The organism is Superficieibacter sp. 1612_C1 (genome assembly GCF_015234305.1).
Taxonomy (GTDB): domain Bacteria; phylum Pseudomonadota; class Gammaproteobacteria; order Enterobacterales; family Enterobacteriaceae; genus Superficieibacter.
The window spans coordinates 42,528-58,238 of sequence record NZ_JADGMI010000008.1; the positions used below are offsets into that span (position 1 = coordinate 42,528).

Here is a 15,711-nt window from a genome sequence, read left to right on the forward strand (position 1 = left end):
CTAAAAATAATTTATATCTTCAATTTTTGCTGTCAATGCCTATAACCAGGAGTATCTACGAACTACGCTATTCAGCAATATTAGGTAAATAATACGAATTGCAAAATGAACCATGGCGCTATTTTTGCAGTGGGGGAGGGAGCATGGATGTTGGAGAAACGAGAGTAATGCAATCAGTAAGCGATTCTTTTTCTACAGAAGTTAACTTAAATGGCTTAATAGAAGTATTAAGCAAACATCTTTATTCTACGCCCATTGTTGCCGTACGCGAACTGGTTCAGAACGGACATGATGCCATTGTCCGCAGGCGTATTGAACAGCCGAACGCCCCGCACGACAATCAAATCCGCGTTACTGCGGACGTTGCGAAATCCACCATTACTATCTCGGATACCGGAGCTGGTCTCACCGACAGCGAAATTCACGGCTTTTTAGCCACGGTTGGCGTGGGCTACACACGTATGCTGCGTCAGCAGGACGATGATACCGGGTTAATCGGGATGTTTGGCCTCGGCTTTTTATCCGCCTTTGTCCTGGCGAAAGACGTGACCGTTCTGACGACGTCATGGCAAACGCCTGAGCAGGGATGGAAATACCATTCTACTGACGGGCAGCGTTATTCAGTGACTCCCTGCGACGCGACTGCGCCGGGAACACAGGTCATACTGACGCTGAAAGAAGAGTACAGCCATCTGGCCAGTAATACATTGCTGGAGCGGGTACTCTCACGCTATTGCATTCTGCTTCACGAATCGGTTTTTGTCGGTGATGCCGTTGAGCCTGTCAATAAACTTCTGCCGCCGTGGCGTGAGTCTGTTCCGGAAGGAGTAACGCTGCACCGGGCTTTGGTGCAGCGTAAAAATCTGGCTTTTGCCGCACAATTTGAATCATCTTTTGAACCTATTTGTGCGATGCCAGTGACGCCTTTTGGCTCGAGCGATGCGGTGGGGATGTTGTGGATCCAGGACGGTGCGACGTACGGGACCAGTGATAACCGTAACCTGTCGCTTTTTTTACGCGGTATGCTGCTGGATGATGAAGCGCGGGAGCTTCTGCCGCCGTGGGCCGGTTTTGTCGGCGGCGTAATCGAATCATCGAAGCTTACGCCAACGGCAAGCCGCGAGGACTTGCAGCGTGATGAAACCTGGCACGCTGTCCGCAACGCCTTAACGGAGTCGCTCATTTCCGGGTTATCTGATTTAGCACAAAATCAGCCGGAACTATGGCGACGGGTATTGTTACGCCATAACGAGGCGCTGCTGGGAGCGGCGTTGTGTGACGATCGTCTGTTCGACTTGTTGAAAGACAGATTGCAGGTGCCTACCTCCAAAGGTGCTTTACTGGCTAAAGATTTACGCATAAATAACAGTATCAACATCTTGTTGAGCCAGGATGGTGGTTTTGAGGAGATGCTGTTTCATATTTTGCAGCGGCCTGTCGCCAGAGGCGATCGCTACGCGGTTGTCCCTTTTCTGCGTCGCTGGGCATCAACGTATCATTGCCGAATCATCGAAGTCGGAACGCGCACGGGCAATGAGCAGCTTTTTAGCCTTGCCGATCTCCCTGATGATCAATTCGCTTATCTGGAAACGCATTTATGCGACAACGAGCAACTCATTATCTCCCGCTTTGAGCCTGCCGTTTTACCCTTAGTGGTAACGCTTGACAGGGAGGCAGAATTAAAACAAATCCTTGAGCAGGATGATGCTGACAAACGAATGAGTACCGCCGCCCTGATGCTTGCGCGGCAATTTACTTCGCAAATCAAACAAACTAAAACATCAAGCCTCTACCTTAATTTAAACAATCCTTGCGTCATGCAATTAGTGGCCGCGCTGACAAATCAGCAGCAGCCTGTCGCGGCGTTAAGGGTTTTGAAATCATTAAAAGTTATATTGTGTGCAAGCGGTAATAAGAGCCAGCAATGGGACCTTCACCAGGCTCTGGAAGATTTTACTCAGGTCATACCAGCGTTAATTAATGAGGAAAAATAAGCATGGATACGTGGGAATGGTATAACAAATACAGTAAAGAATTAAGCGATGCCGGGCAGGAGTATATTCCACAGCTGATTGAAGATTTCTCTGACAGCGTTCTGCATCTGCAAATGGAAAAAGCCGATGCATTATTGCCGGAAGTGAAGGCGCTTAACCAGGTCGCAAAAAATCCATGGCTGGAGGTTTTTATCGGGCACTGGGAGTTGCGGCATCGCCTGACTAACTACAGTGAGGGTGAAAAAGTTCTGCCGGATGTCGTCGCCTTGTTTGAAAAAGCGCATCGCGAAGAGGCGATGGGGTGTCCGCAATCGGTCTGCGTCACGCAGGATTTATCCGCCTGTTATGAAAATATTGATGCCCCTGGATGGGCACCGGAACGTATGGCGGTCTGCGAGGAGACCATGTCCCGCATCGACCCGACGTGGAGCTGTTTTCAGTGCTTATCCACTGAATATGCCAGCGCTTTGATGGATACGCAAAAAAACGAGCAGGCGCTGGACTATCTGGATAAGCAAATTGCCGCTGTTCGTGCATCGGGAGAGGAGAATATCGAACCGTTATTAGCGACGCGGGTCGATATACTGATTGCGCTGCAACGTTACGATGAAGCGAAAAAGCTGGTTGAAGAACTTAGCGAAGAAAATGATTACTGGGGGCGCGATCGGGTCAGTTACCTCTTAAAGAAACTGTATATTATGGCGCTCACTGGACAAGACGATGAGGTATGGGAGCAGCTGCCTTCTTTGTCGGATATTACGCCATACGGTTGGGATCAGTGGCTTGATATTATCGGCGTATTGCTTCCGCGTTATCCTGAACGTAATTCCTGGCAACTGGCGAGAATTATTCAGCAGATTATGGAGCAGCGCTCGCAGGTCGGCGCGCACCGCAAAGTGGTCGATCTGGCTAAACTGCAAATCACGCTGGCGCTGGAGCGTGGATCCGTTTGGGTAGCAAAGTCGGCGTTAAAACTGGCTCAGCACCATATTCCAAAACTGCGCGCCCTGCTTGGCGTTGACAGGGAATTCTTTGAACTCAGTGAAAAAATCGTTGCGAAGGAAGCCGAGTTGCTTGCCCGTCCACCTGTCGTCGCGGAAGAAAATGACAACGGGGAAGCCGTGGCAGATCCGGAAAAAGATGTCGAAATTTATCGCCGCGCGTTCCTTCAGGAACCCGATAACGCGGAACTGGCTGGTAAACTCGCGGAAGCATTAAACGCCTGCTATGCCCGTGATGAAGCGATTGACGCGTTGCGTCAGTATGTTGAGCGGCATTTACATGATGAAGGGGCGCTGTGTTTCCAGCTGCTTGATTTGCTGGTCGCTAAAGGTGACGTTGATGCCATTGAACAACTGGCGCGTCAATATGAAGAGGCTGGCGTTGGTCATATGGCGTTATGGTTCCGCTCGCGGATCCTCAACCAGCAAGAAGACTGGGTGGCACTTGAAGCGCTGGGGCAGAAATTACTTCAGCATGAGATTGGTCGGGAATGGCCGGGTGCTTATCAACTGAATGCCTGGGCGGCGCAAAAGCAGTCGGCATTTGACAGACAACTGGACTACTTACAGCAGCTTCTGGCACTACAAACGCGGCGCGAACAGGATACCCGCAACACCCAGTGGGATATCATGTCCGTTGCCAGCATCCTTCAGCAGTGGGATACCGTCCGCCAGATGGCCGCTGAGCTTGATATGCCGCTCCCAGAAGGCGAAGGGTTCATTGACGAAAACCTGGGTATCATCCGCCTGCATTATCGTGAAAACTATGAGAGCCGCTATTATTTTGCTCAGCGCATCGGACCGGTTACTGCCAGGGTCATTGAACCGGCATATCGTACCGACCTTCCACAGCACGTTGACGAAATTGTAGTCTTCGACGCTGAACTTCTGAATACACCGCCTGAGGATGAAGAAGAGCGGAAAAATTTCACCCCGCTTTACAACGTCCTGCGTACGATCATCCCGACTCCCTATGGTGAATCCTGGTTTTGCGATGGCGTCATGCCGGAAGAAGAGCAGTACACCGCTTTTCGCGAGGCGCTGGAAGAATTGCAGTGGCGTTACTGGAGCAATAGCCCGGAAGACTATACGCTGACGGATAGCCATCAAGGTGAAGGCAGCGAACCTCTCCCGGGATTCTACTTTGTGGTCAGCGCGCCGCAGTCGGTGACGAAAGCCGACATTGATAAAACACTTAATCGTTTGACGGCAAGCTGGGCGCACCCGCTATGCTGGTGGGGGCTGGCGCGGGAAGCTGGTGCGAACGAAGACAAACATCGTGCTATTGCAGAGCGCTACGGGATGTAGGCGTTATACGCGCGGAGAGCGGCATTATTTGTTGATAATATGCTGTCGCCAGGGATGAGACTGCCACCGTTACCGGGCAGTACTCATCTCTGGGCGCTTCGAAAAGCGAAATGTCACACAATAGTGTGTTTGTCACAGGGCAGGAGTAGCGTCGTTTTTACTGAGATTCCACCGAAATACATAGTGTACACCCCCCTAATACAGGGGGTATCTCCACGCGCCATTTACAATTAAAATTAACTGTGGGCAGTATTTCCTTTTTTATATCTACCTACACACTCAACTTATTATTACACTGCATGACTTTATATCGAAAATTGCTTTTACTAAAAACCTGGTTAATGATAAGTATTCTTTTAATACCTCGGGCAGGAAATATATGAAGCGGAGTCTATTAGCAACAGCCATTGTTTTAACCCTGATTACCGGTTGTGACGATAAGAATTCAACAGAACCTTCTCAGGCAGCACCTTCCAGCAGTGCGCCAGCACCGTCTGATGCTGCATCCGCTAAAACGCAGGAACAAGCTGCGCCAGCCAGCGATGCACAGGCCGATCAGCAGATAGTTCATGATGAGAAAATGAACACCTATATTGATTGCTACAATACCCTCCAGCTTTCGATTTATCACAGTATGGATCGCTATGCGAGCTGGCTGAAAGACCTTGAGACGGGGCCGACCGGGAAAGAGCGTATCGTTTACGGGACCTATGCCGTATCTGATTCTACCATTGAAAAATGCCAGAAAGCTGTTCCTGAAGTCGTTAAGCTGAAACCTGCACTGGAACCGATGGATGGTGCAGCCTCCACCTTTATCACCAGTGCGGTGGATGTCGCCAATACCATCAATGAAATCAATAAATACTACGAGCAGGAAAACTACAAGGATGATGCCTTTGCACAAGGTAAAACGCTGCATCAAACCCTGATGAAACAGTGGGGTACCTTTGAGCCTGCCGCGAAAAATTATAATGACGCTATTAAACAAGTGGAAGCTGAACGCCAGGTTGCACAGTTAAAGGCGATTGAGCAAAGCGAAGGAAAATCGGAAAATTATTATTCATTGTCCGTAATGATTCATTCTGGCAACCTCAATGACATTATTAGTGGTGAAACCTTTGATGCTGATAGCGCGATGAAACAGCTAACAGAACTGGAAAAAACCACCGCTGAATTTAAAGAAAAATTAAAGGCACAATCGGATGGCTCTCATAATTTTTCAATGTTTATTTCCTCGGCTGATGAATACCAACTTGATGCTAAAAAATTTATCCGCCGTGTAAGAGATAAGACGCCTTACTCCGAAAGTGAAAACAGGCTTCTCTCAGATGCAAATGGAGGCTGGATGGTTGAAGCCTCTTATCCACGCGCGCTAAGAAGCTATAACCAGATGGTGGACAACTATAATCGTCTGCACTAATCACACCGGGATAAATCAGAGGGGACCCTCAATTACTTTCCTGCGTTTAGTGTTATGCGCACTGGAGGCCGTTTCTTAACCGGAACGGCCTCAGTTTATACTGAGTAGCAACATATAGGTGCCCTTCCCGTTATCTCAGATCTTGCCCGGGAACGTATTAAATCTGAGTTTTTGGGAATGATTTCACGAAAAAGAAGAGTAAAAAGGAGATTTTTTTCGGTTAAGCTGTATTCATGCTTTGCCATCACAGTATATCTGACTCATGTTCCGGGAACGCTACTCATCATGAAAAATGGTATTCCGCAACTGCCACCTGAACCGCATATGTGTCGCAGTTATGAAAAAACGACGCGTAGCCCTCTGGCACTCTATTCAGAGTATCAGCGTATGGACGTTGAGTTGCGGGCACCGCTGGCAATGACCTACAGCCACTGGCATGGTCAGGTTGAAGTCAATGTCCCTTTTGATAGCGATGTGGAATACCTTTTTAACGATGAAGTTGTGCAGATCAAGCAGGGGCATATCACCTTGTTTTGGGCCTGTACCCCTCATCAGCTCACCAGCTCAGGCCACTGTAAGCAAATGGCGATATTCAATTTGCCTATGCATCTGTTTTTGACATGGCCGTTGGATCGTGAGCTGATTAATCATGTCACTCATGGCATGGTCATAGAATCTATCGCCGCACAGCAACTCAGTATTTTTGAAGTTCAGCGTTGGCAGCATGAGCTTACCAGCGATAATGAGCAGGTTCGCCAGTTGGCGATCGATGAAATTGCCCTGATGTTAAAGCGATTTAGCCTTTCTGGCTGGCAACCTGCATTAATCCACAAAACATCACGCACGCAGAAAGATAGCCTTTCACGGCATGCACAATTTTATGTGAGTCAGATGCTGGAGTTTATCGCTAGCCATTGCGACAAAATATTGACTGTCAATGCCATAGCCGAACATGTGAAGCTAAATCCTAATTACGCGATGGGTATTTTCCAGCGTGTTATGCAACTGACCATGAAACAATACATTACGTCTATGCGTATCAATCATGTGCGTGCTCTGCTTAGCGATACGGATAAGACCATCCTTGATATAGCCATGATTGCTGGTTTTCGTTCCAGTAGCCGTTTTTATAGCACGTTTAATAAATATGTCGGTATGCCTCCGCAGCAGTACCGTAAGCTGAGTCAACAACGAAGACAACATTTGCCGCACCAGGAGGTGTAAGAGATCAGTAAAGTGTTATCGCTATGAAAAAGCATATAGCGCTAAAAATAATATGCTTCATTCCCGCAAGGAACTTATATAAAAAATGTAAGTTCATACATTACTATTACTTAGGGTAAGGCTATCTGTAATAGATATTCAACTTTTAACTGTTTGGATGGAATTATGGAATTGAAGAGTAACGCTTTGAAAAATAGAAGGCAACTGTCTTTTTTCTGGTCAGTAATCCCCATGGTAGTAATGCTGGGCGCGATTAGCATAGGTTATTTTGTCTTTAATATCCGTGCCGAACCTATGATCCTGATGGGGACAGCCACTGCTTCACTTATTGCACTGGCGCATGGTTATACATGGGATGATATTCTAAAATCAATTTGTGATAAAATAGCTGAAGCATTACCCGTCATCCTTATTGTTGCAAGCATAGGTTTTCTTATTGGCTCATGGATGGTATCTGGAACGATACCCATGATGATCTACTATGGGTTAAAATTTATTAATCCTCAATATTTTTATATATCCGCTTTCCTGCTGGGGGCACTCATCTCAGTATGTACCGGTACCTCCTGGGGTTCGATTGGTACCGTTGGCATTGCGATGATTGGTGTTGCTATTGGCCTGAATGTGCCGCTTGCGATTGCGGCCGGGGCAATTGTCTCTGGCTGTTGGTTTGGCGACAAATTATCTCCGGTATCTGATTCAACAAACATGGCGGCGCTTGCGGCGGGAGTGAATCTTTATTCTCATATAGCGCATCTGTTGTGGACAACCGGGCCTGGGTTTATTATATGCTGCGTCGTGTATATTTATATGGGGATGGGAATTAATATCCCGGTAGAAACGCCAGAAAATATTTCTGTGTTGATGAACGCCATCGGAAATATTTATCATTTTAATTTTTTCTTATTGTTACCGCCGATTATTGTCTTGTACGGCTCGCTCACCAAAAGACCTCCGATTCCTATGTTGTTCTTATCAACATTAGTCTCAATGATCCTTGCGTTGGTCTTTCAGGATTTTTCAGCATCTTCAGTGGGAGAGTCGGTGGTAAGCGGTTTTAAACTCGCTATGCTTGAAGGCAATAATGTCGCGGCTTTTCCTTCCGACGTCTCTCGCTTGCTGGAGCGTGGCGGTGCAATATCCATGTTCAGTAGTTTCGTGACGGTGTTTAGTGCCTTTAGTTTTGCGGGCGCAATGAGTGCCACCGGCTCGTTGCATACGGTTATTAGCGCGCTGACCAAGGGCGTTAAATCGACATTCCGTCTGGTATTAACCACCATTATCAGCACCTTTACCATCTGTGCATGTACCGCAAACGGGACGTTACCCTTACTACTTTGTGGCGACGCCTTTAAAGAAGAATACAAAAGAAGGGGGCTCGCTACGAAGAACCTTTCCCGCACAACGGAAGACGCCGGAACGGTTGTCGAACCTATTATTCCCTGGTCTGCCTCTGGCGTCTATTGTGCCACCATGCTGGGAGTTGCGACCCTCGATTATTTACCGTGGGCCATTCTCTGTTACAGCGGCATTATCTTTGCCCTTTTGTGGGCCGCGACGGGTATCGGTATTGCAAAGTATCAACCGGGTGATGATCCTGAACGTCTGGTTGAGAACTAATTACAGGTTTACTTTTTTATTACGCACACTAAGGAATATAAAGGCTCAGCAAATTTAACCGCATGATGCCTTTATGATTTTTAAAACAGGAGATTGTAATGTCTGGTTTTGATCGCGTTATTACACGAGACAGGCGTAGCCGCAAGTATGGGCAATTGAAAGCAATGTTTGGTACTGAAGATGTATTACCCATGTGGATTGCAGATATGGAATTCACGACGCCAGAACCAATCCTGAATACCCTGCGTGAGGTCGTATCGCAACCTGTTCAGGGTTATAATATGGAACATCCTCAATGGCGGCAGTCCGTGTGTGGATGGTATAAAAAACGCTATGATATCAGCATTGATGAAGCATGGTTACATTTTGTTCCGGGCGTAATAAAAACGATAGTGTTATCCATCATGGCATTGACGGAAAAGGGCGATAATATATTAACGTGCACGCCAATCTATGATCCTTATCCTAACCTGGTAAAAACCAGTGGCAGGAACCTGGTTCAAACACGCTTAGTCGAAAAAAATGGTATTTACGAACTGGACTGGCATGACTTCCGGGAAAAATTAAAAACGTGCAAGATGTTTCTGTTTTCCTCTCCACACAATCCAGGGGGAATCGTTTGGGACCGGGCGACGCTTGAAGAGATTAACCGGTGTTGCCATGAGGCCGACGTCATCGTCGTATCAGATGAGGTGCATTGCGACTTAACATTGCCGCCTGAGCAGCATATTCCCTTTTTTACCCTGAATGCGTCATTAAACAGTAAATCAATCGTCTTTACGTCTATCAGCAAGGCGTTTAACACACCTGCTATTCAGGGCGGGATCGCGCTTATAAAAAATGACGCATTGCGTAATAAATTCTATCATTTTCTCGATAACTGCTACCTTGCCGAGACGAATTCGATACAACAGGCAGCGATTTATTCTGCCTATACGGACTGTGATAACTGGATTGAAAAGTTATTAACCTATTTATCTGCAAATGTGGCCTATGTTAAGCAAGAAATTGAAAAAAACTGCCCTCTGATATCCATGATTTATGGCGGTGCCTCTTATTTAGTTTTCCTTAATGCGCAAAAAATGGGCCTTAATGACGAGCAGTTAATGTCATTTTTTGTTCATAACGCTAAGCTTGGTCTTTCGCCGGGTATACAGTATGGTCCCGGCGGCGAGGGACACATGAGACTAAATATTGCTTGCCCACGTTCGCAACTGGCTGAGTCGATGAAAAGGCTAAAGGTGGCGTATGAGTCGTGTGGGTTTCTCCTCCACAAATGAAGACTATTCCCGCAATAGCCCCACAAACGCCTCATGTCCGGTCAGGGCGATAATATCCTCACCCGAATAACGGTACAGTACGCTCGCCAGGTAGCTGAAGATTTTAAGCTCATGGCGGGCGCTGGAGCTGGCACAGGTTATCAGGACATGGTTTACCGGTTCTCCATTCACCTGGATGGCTGAAGTTAGCGTAATAAAAAATCCGCGAAAACGCGTTTGCTGTTCACTCCAGCAGTGGGGAATGGCAATCCGATTCACAATCAGATTTTCCCCCTCCTGTTCACGCAGGCAGATACGTTCAGCCTCATCCGCCGTAAGGTGATGGCCCGCGACCAGCCGTTCGCAAATGCGCGCCATGATCGCCTGCCAGGATTCGTCCGGTGCGTTATCGTAATGAAAACTCCCCTCCGCCAGAAAGAAACGTTCAGGCTGCTGACGAATAAAAGCCGACGCCAGAAAATCTTTTATCTGACCGATCCCGGCTGCGGTAATAATATTTTTAATCACCAGTACCTTGTGGCGTGATTCATCCGGGAAAAAGTGGCTGTTATTAATAATCAACATTGGCTCAACCTCGGTACTGATATTGTCCAACTCCGTCAGCGAATGCGCGATAATTACCCGGCAACTAATAATTTCCCGCTCAATGGCCTGCTTATTGATGGTGGCGATGGCGTTCTGCTCGCACAGCAGGATCACTGGCTGGCGTTCGTTCTGATGGCGCTCCAGCGCGCAGGCGAAATAAAGCCCCACCAGATCGCTGTCGAATACCGGAATATCGTACTGTTCGCTTAACTGATTAATAAAGCGCAGGCTCAGGTCGAATGCGGCGGGCCAGGCGGCCTTCAGGTTATTCAGGCTACCCTGACGGTTTTCTGACAGCCAGACAGGAGCGGCAGTACAGCGCAGAATATGGCCCGTTAAATCCTCCACCAGCGGCGTGTCGATAATATTCAGCCGGGCGATATCCGGCAGGGACTGCAATAATGCCTCGATGCTGGCGGCAGAGACCGCACCGGCACGTTGTTGATGAAGCATCAACAAGCCATTTAACGTATTTATTGCCTCGGTGCCTAAATACAAGCCCGCGCGCTCAATGGCTGTCCGCAGCGCCTCGTTATGTGTCTCAGGCCAGCGGCGGATGAGGCGATGACGTAGCGCATAGACGGCGAGGATCACACTGGCGATATAGTCGCCGGGAATAAACGACAGTTGTAAATGCTCGTTATCCACTTCCGTGAGCATCCCGACGACTTCCGGCGTGACGCCAGGCAAGGCAATGATAAACGGATCTTTTTTCAGCAGATTGGCCAGCAGGATAATGCGTTTTTCTTCCGGCTCATCAATAAAATGACCCATACCGGGACGGCTTTGCAGAGTAAAGGCGCGTTCGTAACGAAGCCGGAGACGCGGCAGTCTGTCGATCACCCACGCCTCCGGTAAATTGAGCGCCTCCGCCAGCTGAGTACGCGTGGTAAAAGCATTAATCAGCAAATGCGCCAGCAACCGGTCATCATTATCGTGCCGTTGCAGTAGCTGGAAGTAGCGGCGGCGGTCAAAAATCTCTAACCGGTAGCCTGAACTACCGGTTCCCTGAATATGGGCCGTCCCACTAAGGGTAAAGTTAAGATAATCAATATCACGCAGAACGGTACGACCAGAAACCTCTGTTAACCGCGCCAGCTCGATAAGAGTACCGGGCTGCTGTTCAAGAAGGTCAAGCAGGGTAAGCTGGCGTTCGTTAAGCATAATGTGTCCTTAGCGGAAATCCTTCATGTCCTGGACGTGCTGCTCATTCAGCGACAGCAACAGTTCACGTATCATCGTCAGCGAGGCCTCATAATCTCTGGCGGAAATCATGCCGCTGTTAGCGTGAAAATAACGCGTAGGCAGGCAGAGCGCGACCACAGGGCGACCGCCACCCATCACGTTATAGCGTCCGCCATCGGTCGCGCCGGTTTTCATGGTGGCAAACTGAAGCGGGGCATGGCTACGCATGGCGCTTTGTTTGAGCAGGGCCAGTAGTTTCTGGTTCGGGAAGTAGCGCTTATCGAATAGCATGACGCCCGGACCCTCGCCCAGTTGCAGTGGATATTTAATTCCATCGATGCCCGGAACATCGCCAGCGACGGCAGTATCCAGCACGATCACCACATCGGGCTTAATCGACTCGGCGGAGGTTTGTGCGCCGCGAAGCCCCACCTCTTCCTCAACGCTGCCTACGCCATAAAGCGTAATGTCCGGGTTGTTCACCGTCTGGAATAACTCTGCCATCAGGGCGCAGCCAACGCGATTATCCAGCGCCTTGGCGACAATCTTATCATCGCCCCAGCGGGCAAAATTGGCTTCCGGGCTGATGAAATCACCCACGGCAACGCCGCGATACTCTACCTCTTTGCGGCTTTCTGCGCCGATATCAATAAACATTTCATCAAACGTCAGCGGCTGCTGCTTCTGTTTTTCGGTAAGCGCGTGCGGTGCCACAGAGCCAATAATGCCGGGGATTTTCTGCCCGTCGCGGGTGCGTATGGTCACGCGATGGTTGAGCATGGACTGACTCCACCAGCCGCCCACGGTATTGAAGCGAATAAATCCTTTCTCACAAATATGCGTCACCATAAAGCCCACTTCATCCATGTGGCCGACGATGGCGACTTTAGGACCGCGCGAGCCTTTACGGGCGATAAAACTGCCCAGACCGTCAAACGTAATCTCATCGGCATCGTTTTCCAGCGTCCTGATCAGGACCTGACGTACTTCATGCTCATCGCCGCTCACGGCGCTGGCATCGCAGAGCTTCCGGAGTAAATCAGTGTTCACGGGCAACCTCCTGTTGCGCGGCCTTACGTTTCAGCCACAACCCTTTAAGTAGAATGATAAGAGAGATATTCAGCGCCAGACCGATGGCCAGCACCAGATAAAACGAACCGGCTGGCGACATCAGGCCAATCAGCGGATCGAATATACCTAATCCTGGTGCCAGGCGTTTGATACCAAAAGCGATAACCAGCATACCGGTAATACCGCCAGAGAGGGTATTAGCGGTGATCATCGGCAGCGGTGCGGCCAGTGCGTAAGGAATGGCGGGTTCAGTGGCGACGGTTGCGCCGACAATAATGGCGCTACTGGCTGCGCCTTTTTCCTGCGCCGTAAACAGTTTGGGGGCAATGTAGGTAGCAATGCCTGCGGCAACGGGAGGCAATAACGTGACGACGCCGACAATGCCATACCAGTCGTAAATATGTTTCTCCAGCAGCGAAAAGCAGAAGAACCACGCCGTTTTGTTGATGGGTCCGCCCATATCAAATGCCAGCATCGCACCAACCAGAAACGCTGCGCCGAGCTTCATTGACGGCGGAATGGTATTCAGGAAGTGCAGCAATGCGCCCATGATATCGGACATGACCGGACCGACCACGTAATAGGTCAGTACGCCGAACAGCAGCAGAGTCACAAATGGGATCAGCATGGACCCCAGTAGCGGTTGCAGCGCCTTGCCGAGACGGACTTTACGGAAATAGAGCACGAAGTAGCCCACTGCCAGCCCCAGTACGACTGCGCCAAGGAAACCCGCACCGGACTGGGTGCCGAGCATCGCTTTATCGTTTGCCAGATAACAGACCAGAAACGCAGGCGCAAACGCGGGTTTATCGGCGATGGAGGAGGCGATATACGCGCCCATAATCGGGATCATAAACGTAAAGCCGAGATAACCGATGGACTCCACTATCCAGGTAAACGACGGCGTGCCTTTTGCCATATCGGTATAGGGCAACCCGAACTGCACCAGCATATTAGCAATCGCCACCAGGATACCGCCGCCGATCACAAACGGCAGCGCAGCAGAAACCCCCGCCATCAGGTGACTCATCACGCTGCCCTGCTGTACTTCCTGGTTTCCCAGTTTAACGCTGCTATCGGCCGCAAAAAGCTGTGAATGCGTTGGCAACTGGGCAAAAATCTGGTCGATGTTTTTCAGTGCCTGAGAGATCGGAATTTCATAGACCTTTTTCCCGGAAAAACGCGCGCGATCTTCCCCGCTTAACCCGCGTCCGGTTGCCAGAATGACGTAATCCGCCGCGGCAATTTCAGCGCTGGTCAGGCGATTTTCCACGCCGCTCGACCCCTGCGTTTCCACTTTAATGGTATGGCCGAGCGCGCGGGCTTTTTGCTCCAGCGCTTCCGCCACCATATAGGTATGCGCGATGCCCGCCGGACAGTTGGTGATGGCAACTAAATGTAAGGATCCCATCCGGTTCTCCTTATTGGCTTAAGGTGTGGGTTAACAGAGAGAGGATCTGCGATGCATCGCCCTGCTTGAGCTGGTCGATAAAATCGGCATGAATGATTTTGCGGCACAGCGTGCCAATCATTTTGACCTGATCTTCCTCGCCTTCCTGCGGAACGCCGAGGCAAATCCAGCAGGTCACCGCCTCGTCATCGCTGGCCTTCCACGCCACGCCCTGATTGTTTCGGGCGAACAACACAAACGGCTGTTTGACGCAGGCATTTTTGCCGTGCGGGACGGCAACGCCTGAACCAAAACCGGTGGAGTGGAGTTTTTCACGCAGCAGCAGCGTTTGCAGAAACGCGCCGCGATCGGTGATATAGCCGTTCTGCCAGGCCATTTCCGTCAGTTGTTTGAGAATGGAATAAGCACTGTTTCCGGGGATATTGAGGTCAATACAGCTAAGGGTAAGCGTCGCCATGAACTAACTCCGTTGCACAAATCATTATCTGATTCTAATGAGATAGCGGCGTGAAGATGAGCGGCAATATGTCAAAGCCGGGTGACAATACCCGGCAGAGTGGCGTGCTAAATTTGTGGAGGGGAACACACTTTACTACGGCATTCCCGCCAGCCGTAGCAGCGCGGTAACAACGGCTGCCGCGACGATCACCACAATCAACGGCATTTTGCGCCAGGCGAGGAATACCGCGAACGCCACCCCCAGCACTCGTGCCATACCGGCGAAATGACCGCCTTCATACAGGGCGGTTGCCAGGGCCACCGAGAAGAGAAGCGTCGTTGCCGCATCAGAAAGTAACGCCTGCGCGCGTTCGGAGAGCGTCAGCCGGTTTCCCAATTTTGCCCCGCCCAGTCGCATCAGGTACGTGCCAATCGACAGGATTGCCACACCAGTCAGGATCAACATGTAGTCAGCCATCATTTTTTCCTTGTTGCTAAGCCCAGCAGGGAGAGCAGCACTGGCAGGCCCACCGGGGCAAAGGGCACGGCGGCAAGCGAGATAGCGGCACCGCTGGCGGCGCGGATCAGGGTGGTTTTTTTCTTTAGTGCTGGCAGAACGAGCGCCAGCAGAATGGCGGGAAATACCGCGTCCAGGCCGATGGTTTCCGGCGCAGGCAGGAGCTTACCTACCGCCGCGCCCAACAGCGTACCGACCGGCCAGAACAGCGCGACGCCAATGCCGCACAGCCAGAAGGCGGCTTTACGTTGCTCCGGCGTAGGCTGGGACAGACCAAATACCACGCTCTCGTCATTCATAATGTGGCAACCAATCAGGCTCATCACGCCTTTGCCAACCAGATCGCGCACGGTAACGCCGAACGGAAAATGACGGGCATTGACCAGCAGTCCCGCGATGGCCGCCGCCAGCGGATTACCGCCGCTGGCCACAATGCCGATAAACATAAACTCCGAGGCCCCGGCCAGCACAACGACAGAAAGCAACAGCGGTAGCCACAGCGGAAAGCCGTAGGCCATCGCCAGCGAACCGTAGGAGGCACCGACGACACCGACGGCCAGACAAACCAGAAAAATGGCTTTTATGGTGTCGCTTTTCAGGCTGGAGAAGAACGAGAGAGACATACTATTATCGCCATAACGAACAGGTATCCATTAT

12 protein-coding genes are annotated in these 15,711 nt (G+C 50.1%); 6 read left to right on the forward strand and 6 right to left on the reverse strand.

Going from position 1 to position 15,711, the window contains the following annotated elements:
- Nucleotides 1-167: 167 nt before the first annotated feature.
- The 6 genes from INT84_RS22485 (at nt 168) to INT84_RS22510 (ending at nt 9,847) form a co-directional block, all read left to right on the forward strand.
- Nucleotides 168-1,994: an ATP-binding protein gene (locus INT84_RS22485; RefSeq protein ID WP_194208604.1), complete on the forward strand. Its 1,827-nt coding sequence runs from the start codon at nt 168-170 to the stop codon at nt 1,992-1,994.
- Between the two features lie 2 nt (nt 1,995-1,996).
- The gene (locus INT84_RS22490; protein WP_194208538.1) at nt 1,997-4,303 is read left to right on the forward strand and encodes a hypothetical protein; all 2,307 of its coding nucleotides are present in this window, start codon (nt 1,997-1,999) and stop codon (nt 4,301-4,303) included.
- A 379-nt stretch (nt 4,304-4,682) separates the two neighbouring features.
- On the forward strand, nt 4,683-5,723 hold the full coding sequence (locus tag INT84_RS22495; RefSeq protein ID WP_194208539.1) for a YiiG family protein: 1,041 nt from the start codon (nt 4,683-4,685) through the stop codon (nt 5,721-5,723).
- 285 nt (nt 5,724-6,008) lie between these two features.
- The gene (gene melR, locus INT84_RS22500; RefSeq protein WP_194208540.1) at nt 6,009-6,947 is read left to right on the forward strand and encodes a transcriptional regulator MelR; all 939 of its coding nucleotides are present in this window, start codon (nt 6,009-6,011) and stop codon (nt 6,945-6,947) included.
- Nucleotides 6,948-7,112: 165 nt separating this feature from the next.
- Nucleotides 7,113-8,567, forward strand: a complete 1,455-nt coding sequence (gene nhaC, locus INT84_RS22505; protein ID WP_194208541.1) for a Na+/H+ antiporter NhaC — start codon at nt 7,113-7,115, stop codon at nt 8,565-8,567.
- Nucleotides 8,568-8,665: 98 nt separating this feature from the next.
- Nucleotides 8,666-9,847, forward strand: a complete 1,182-nt coding sequence (locus INT84_RS22510) for a MalY/PatB family protein (protein WP_194208542.1) — start codon at nt 8,666-8,668, stop codon at nt 9,845-9,847.
- 3 nt (nt 9,848-9,850) lie between these two features.
- Here the strand turns inward: INT84_RS22510 and INT84_RS22515 are convergent, their stop codons facing one another.
- From INT84_RS22515 to INT84_RS22540, 6 genes are all read right to left on the reverse strand, one after another.
- Entirely contained in the window at nt 9,851-11,596 is a 1,746-nt protein-coding gene (locus tag INT84_RS22515) for a putative frv operon regulatory protein (RefSeq protein WP_194208543.1), read from the reverse strand.
- Between the two features lie 9 nt (nt 11,597-11,605).
- Nucleotides 11,606-12,667 (reverse strand): aminopeptidase, encoded by a 1,062-nt coding sequence (locus tag INT84_RS22520; RefSeq protein ID WP_194208544.1) that lies wholly within the window; start codon nt 12,665-12,667, stop codon nt 11,606-11,608.
- On the reverse strand, nt 12,657-14,099 hold the full coding sequence (locus INT84_RS22525; protein WP_194208545.1) for a PTS fructose-like transporter subunit IIBC: 1,443 nt from the start codon (nt 14,097-14,099) through the stop codon (nt 12,657-12,659). Before INT84_RS22525 ends, INT84_RS22520 begins: the two co-directional genes overlap by 11 nt.
- Nucleotides 14,100-14,109: 10 nt before the next feature.
- Nucleotides 14,110-14,556, reverse strand: coding sequence for a PTS fructose transporter subunit IIA (locus tag INT84_RS22530; protein ID WP_176919612.1), 447 nt, complete (start codon nt 14,554-14,556; stop codon nt 14,110-14,112).
- A 135-nt stretch (nt 14,557-14,691) separates the two neighbouring features.
- Nucleotides 14,692-15,015, reverse strand: coding sequence for an AzlD domain-containing protein (locus INT84_RS22535; RefSeq protein WP_194208605.1), 324 nt, complete (start codon nt 15,013-15,015; stop codon nt 14,692-14,694).
- A complete protein-coding gene (locus INT84_RS22540) occupies nt 15,015-15,677 on the reverse strand; it encodes an AzlC family ABC transporter permease (protein WP_194208546.1) in 663 nt (220 codons plus the stop codon). Before INT84_RS22540 ends, INT84_RS22535 begins: the two co-directional genes overlap by 1 nt.
- Nucleotides 15,678-15,711: the final 34 nt, after the last annotated feature.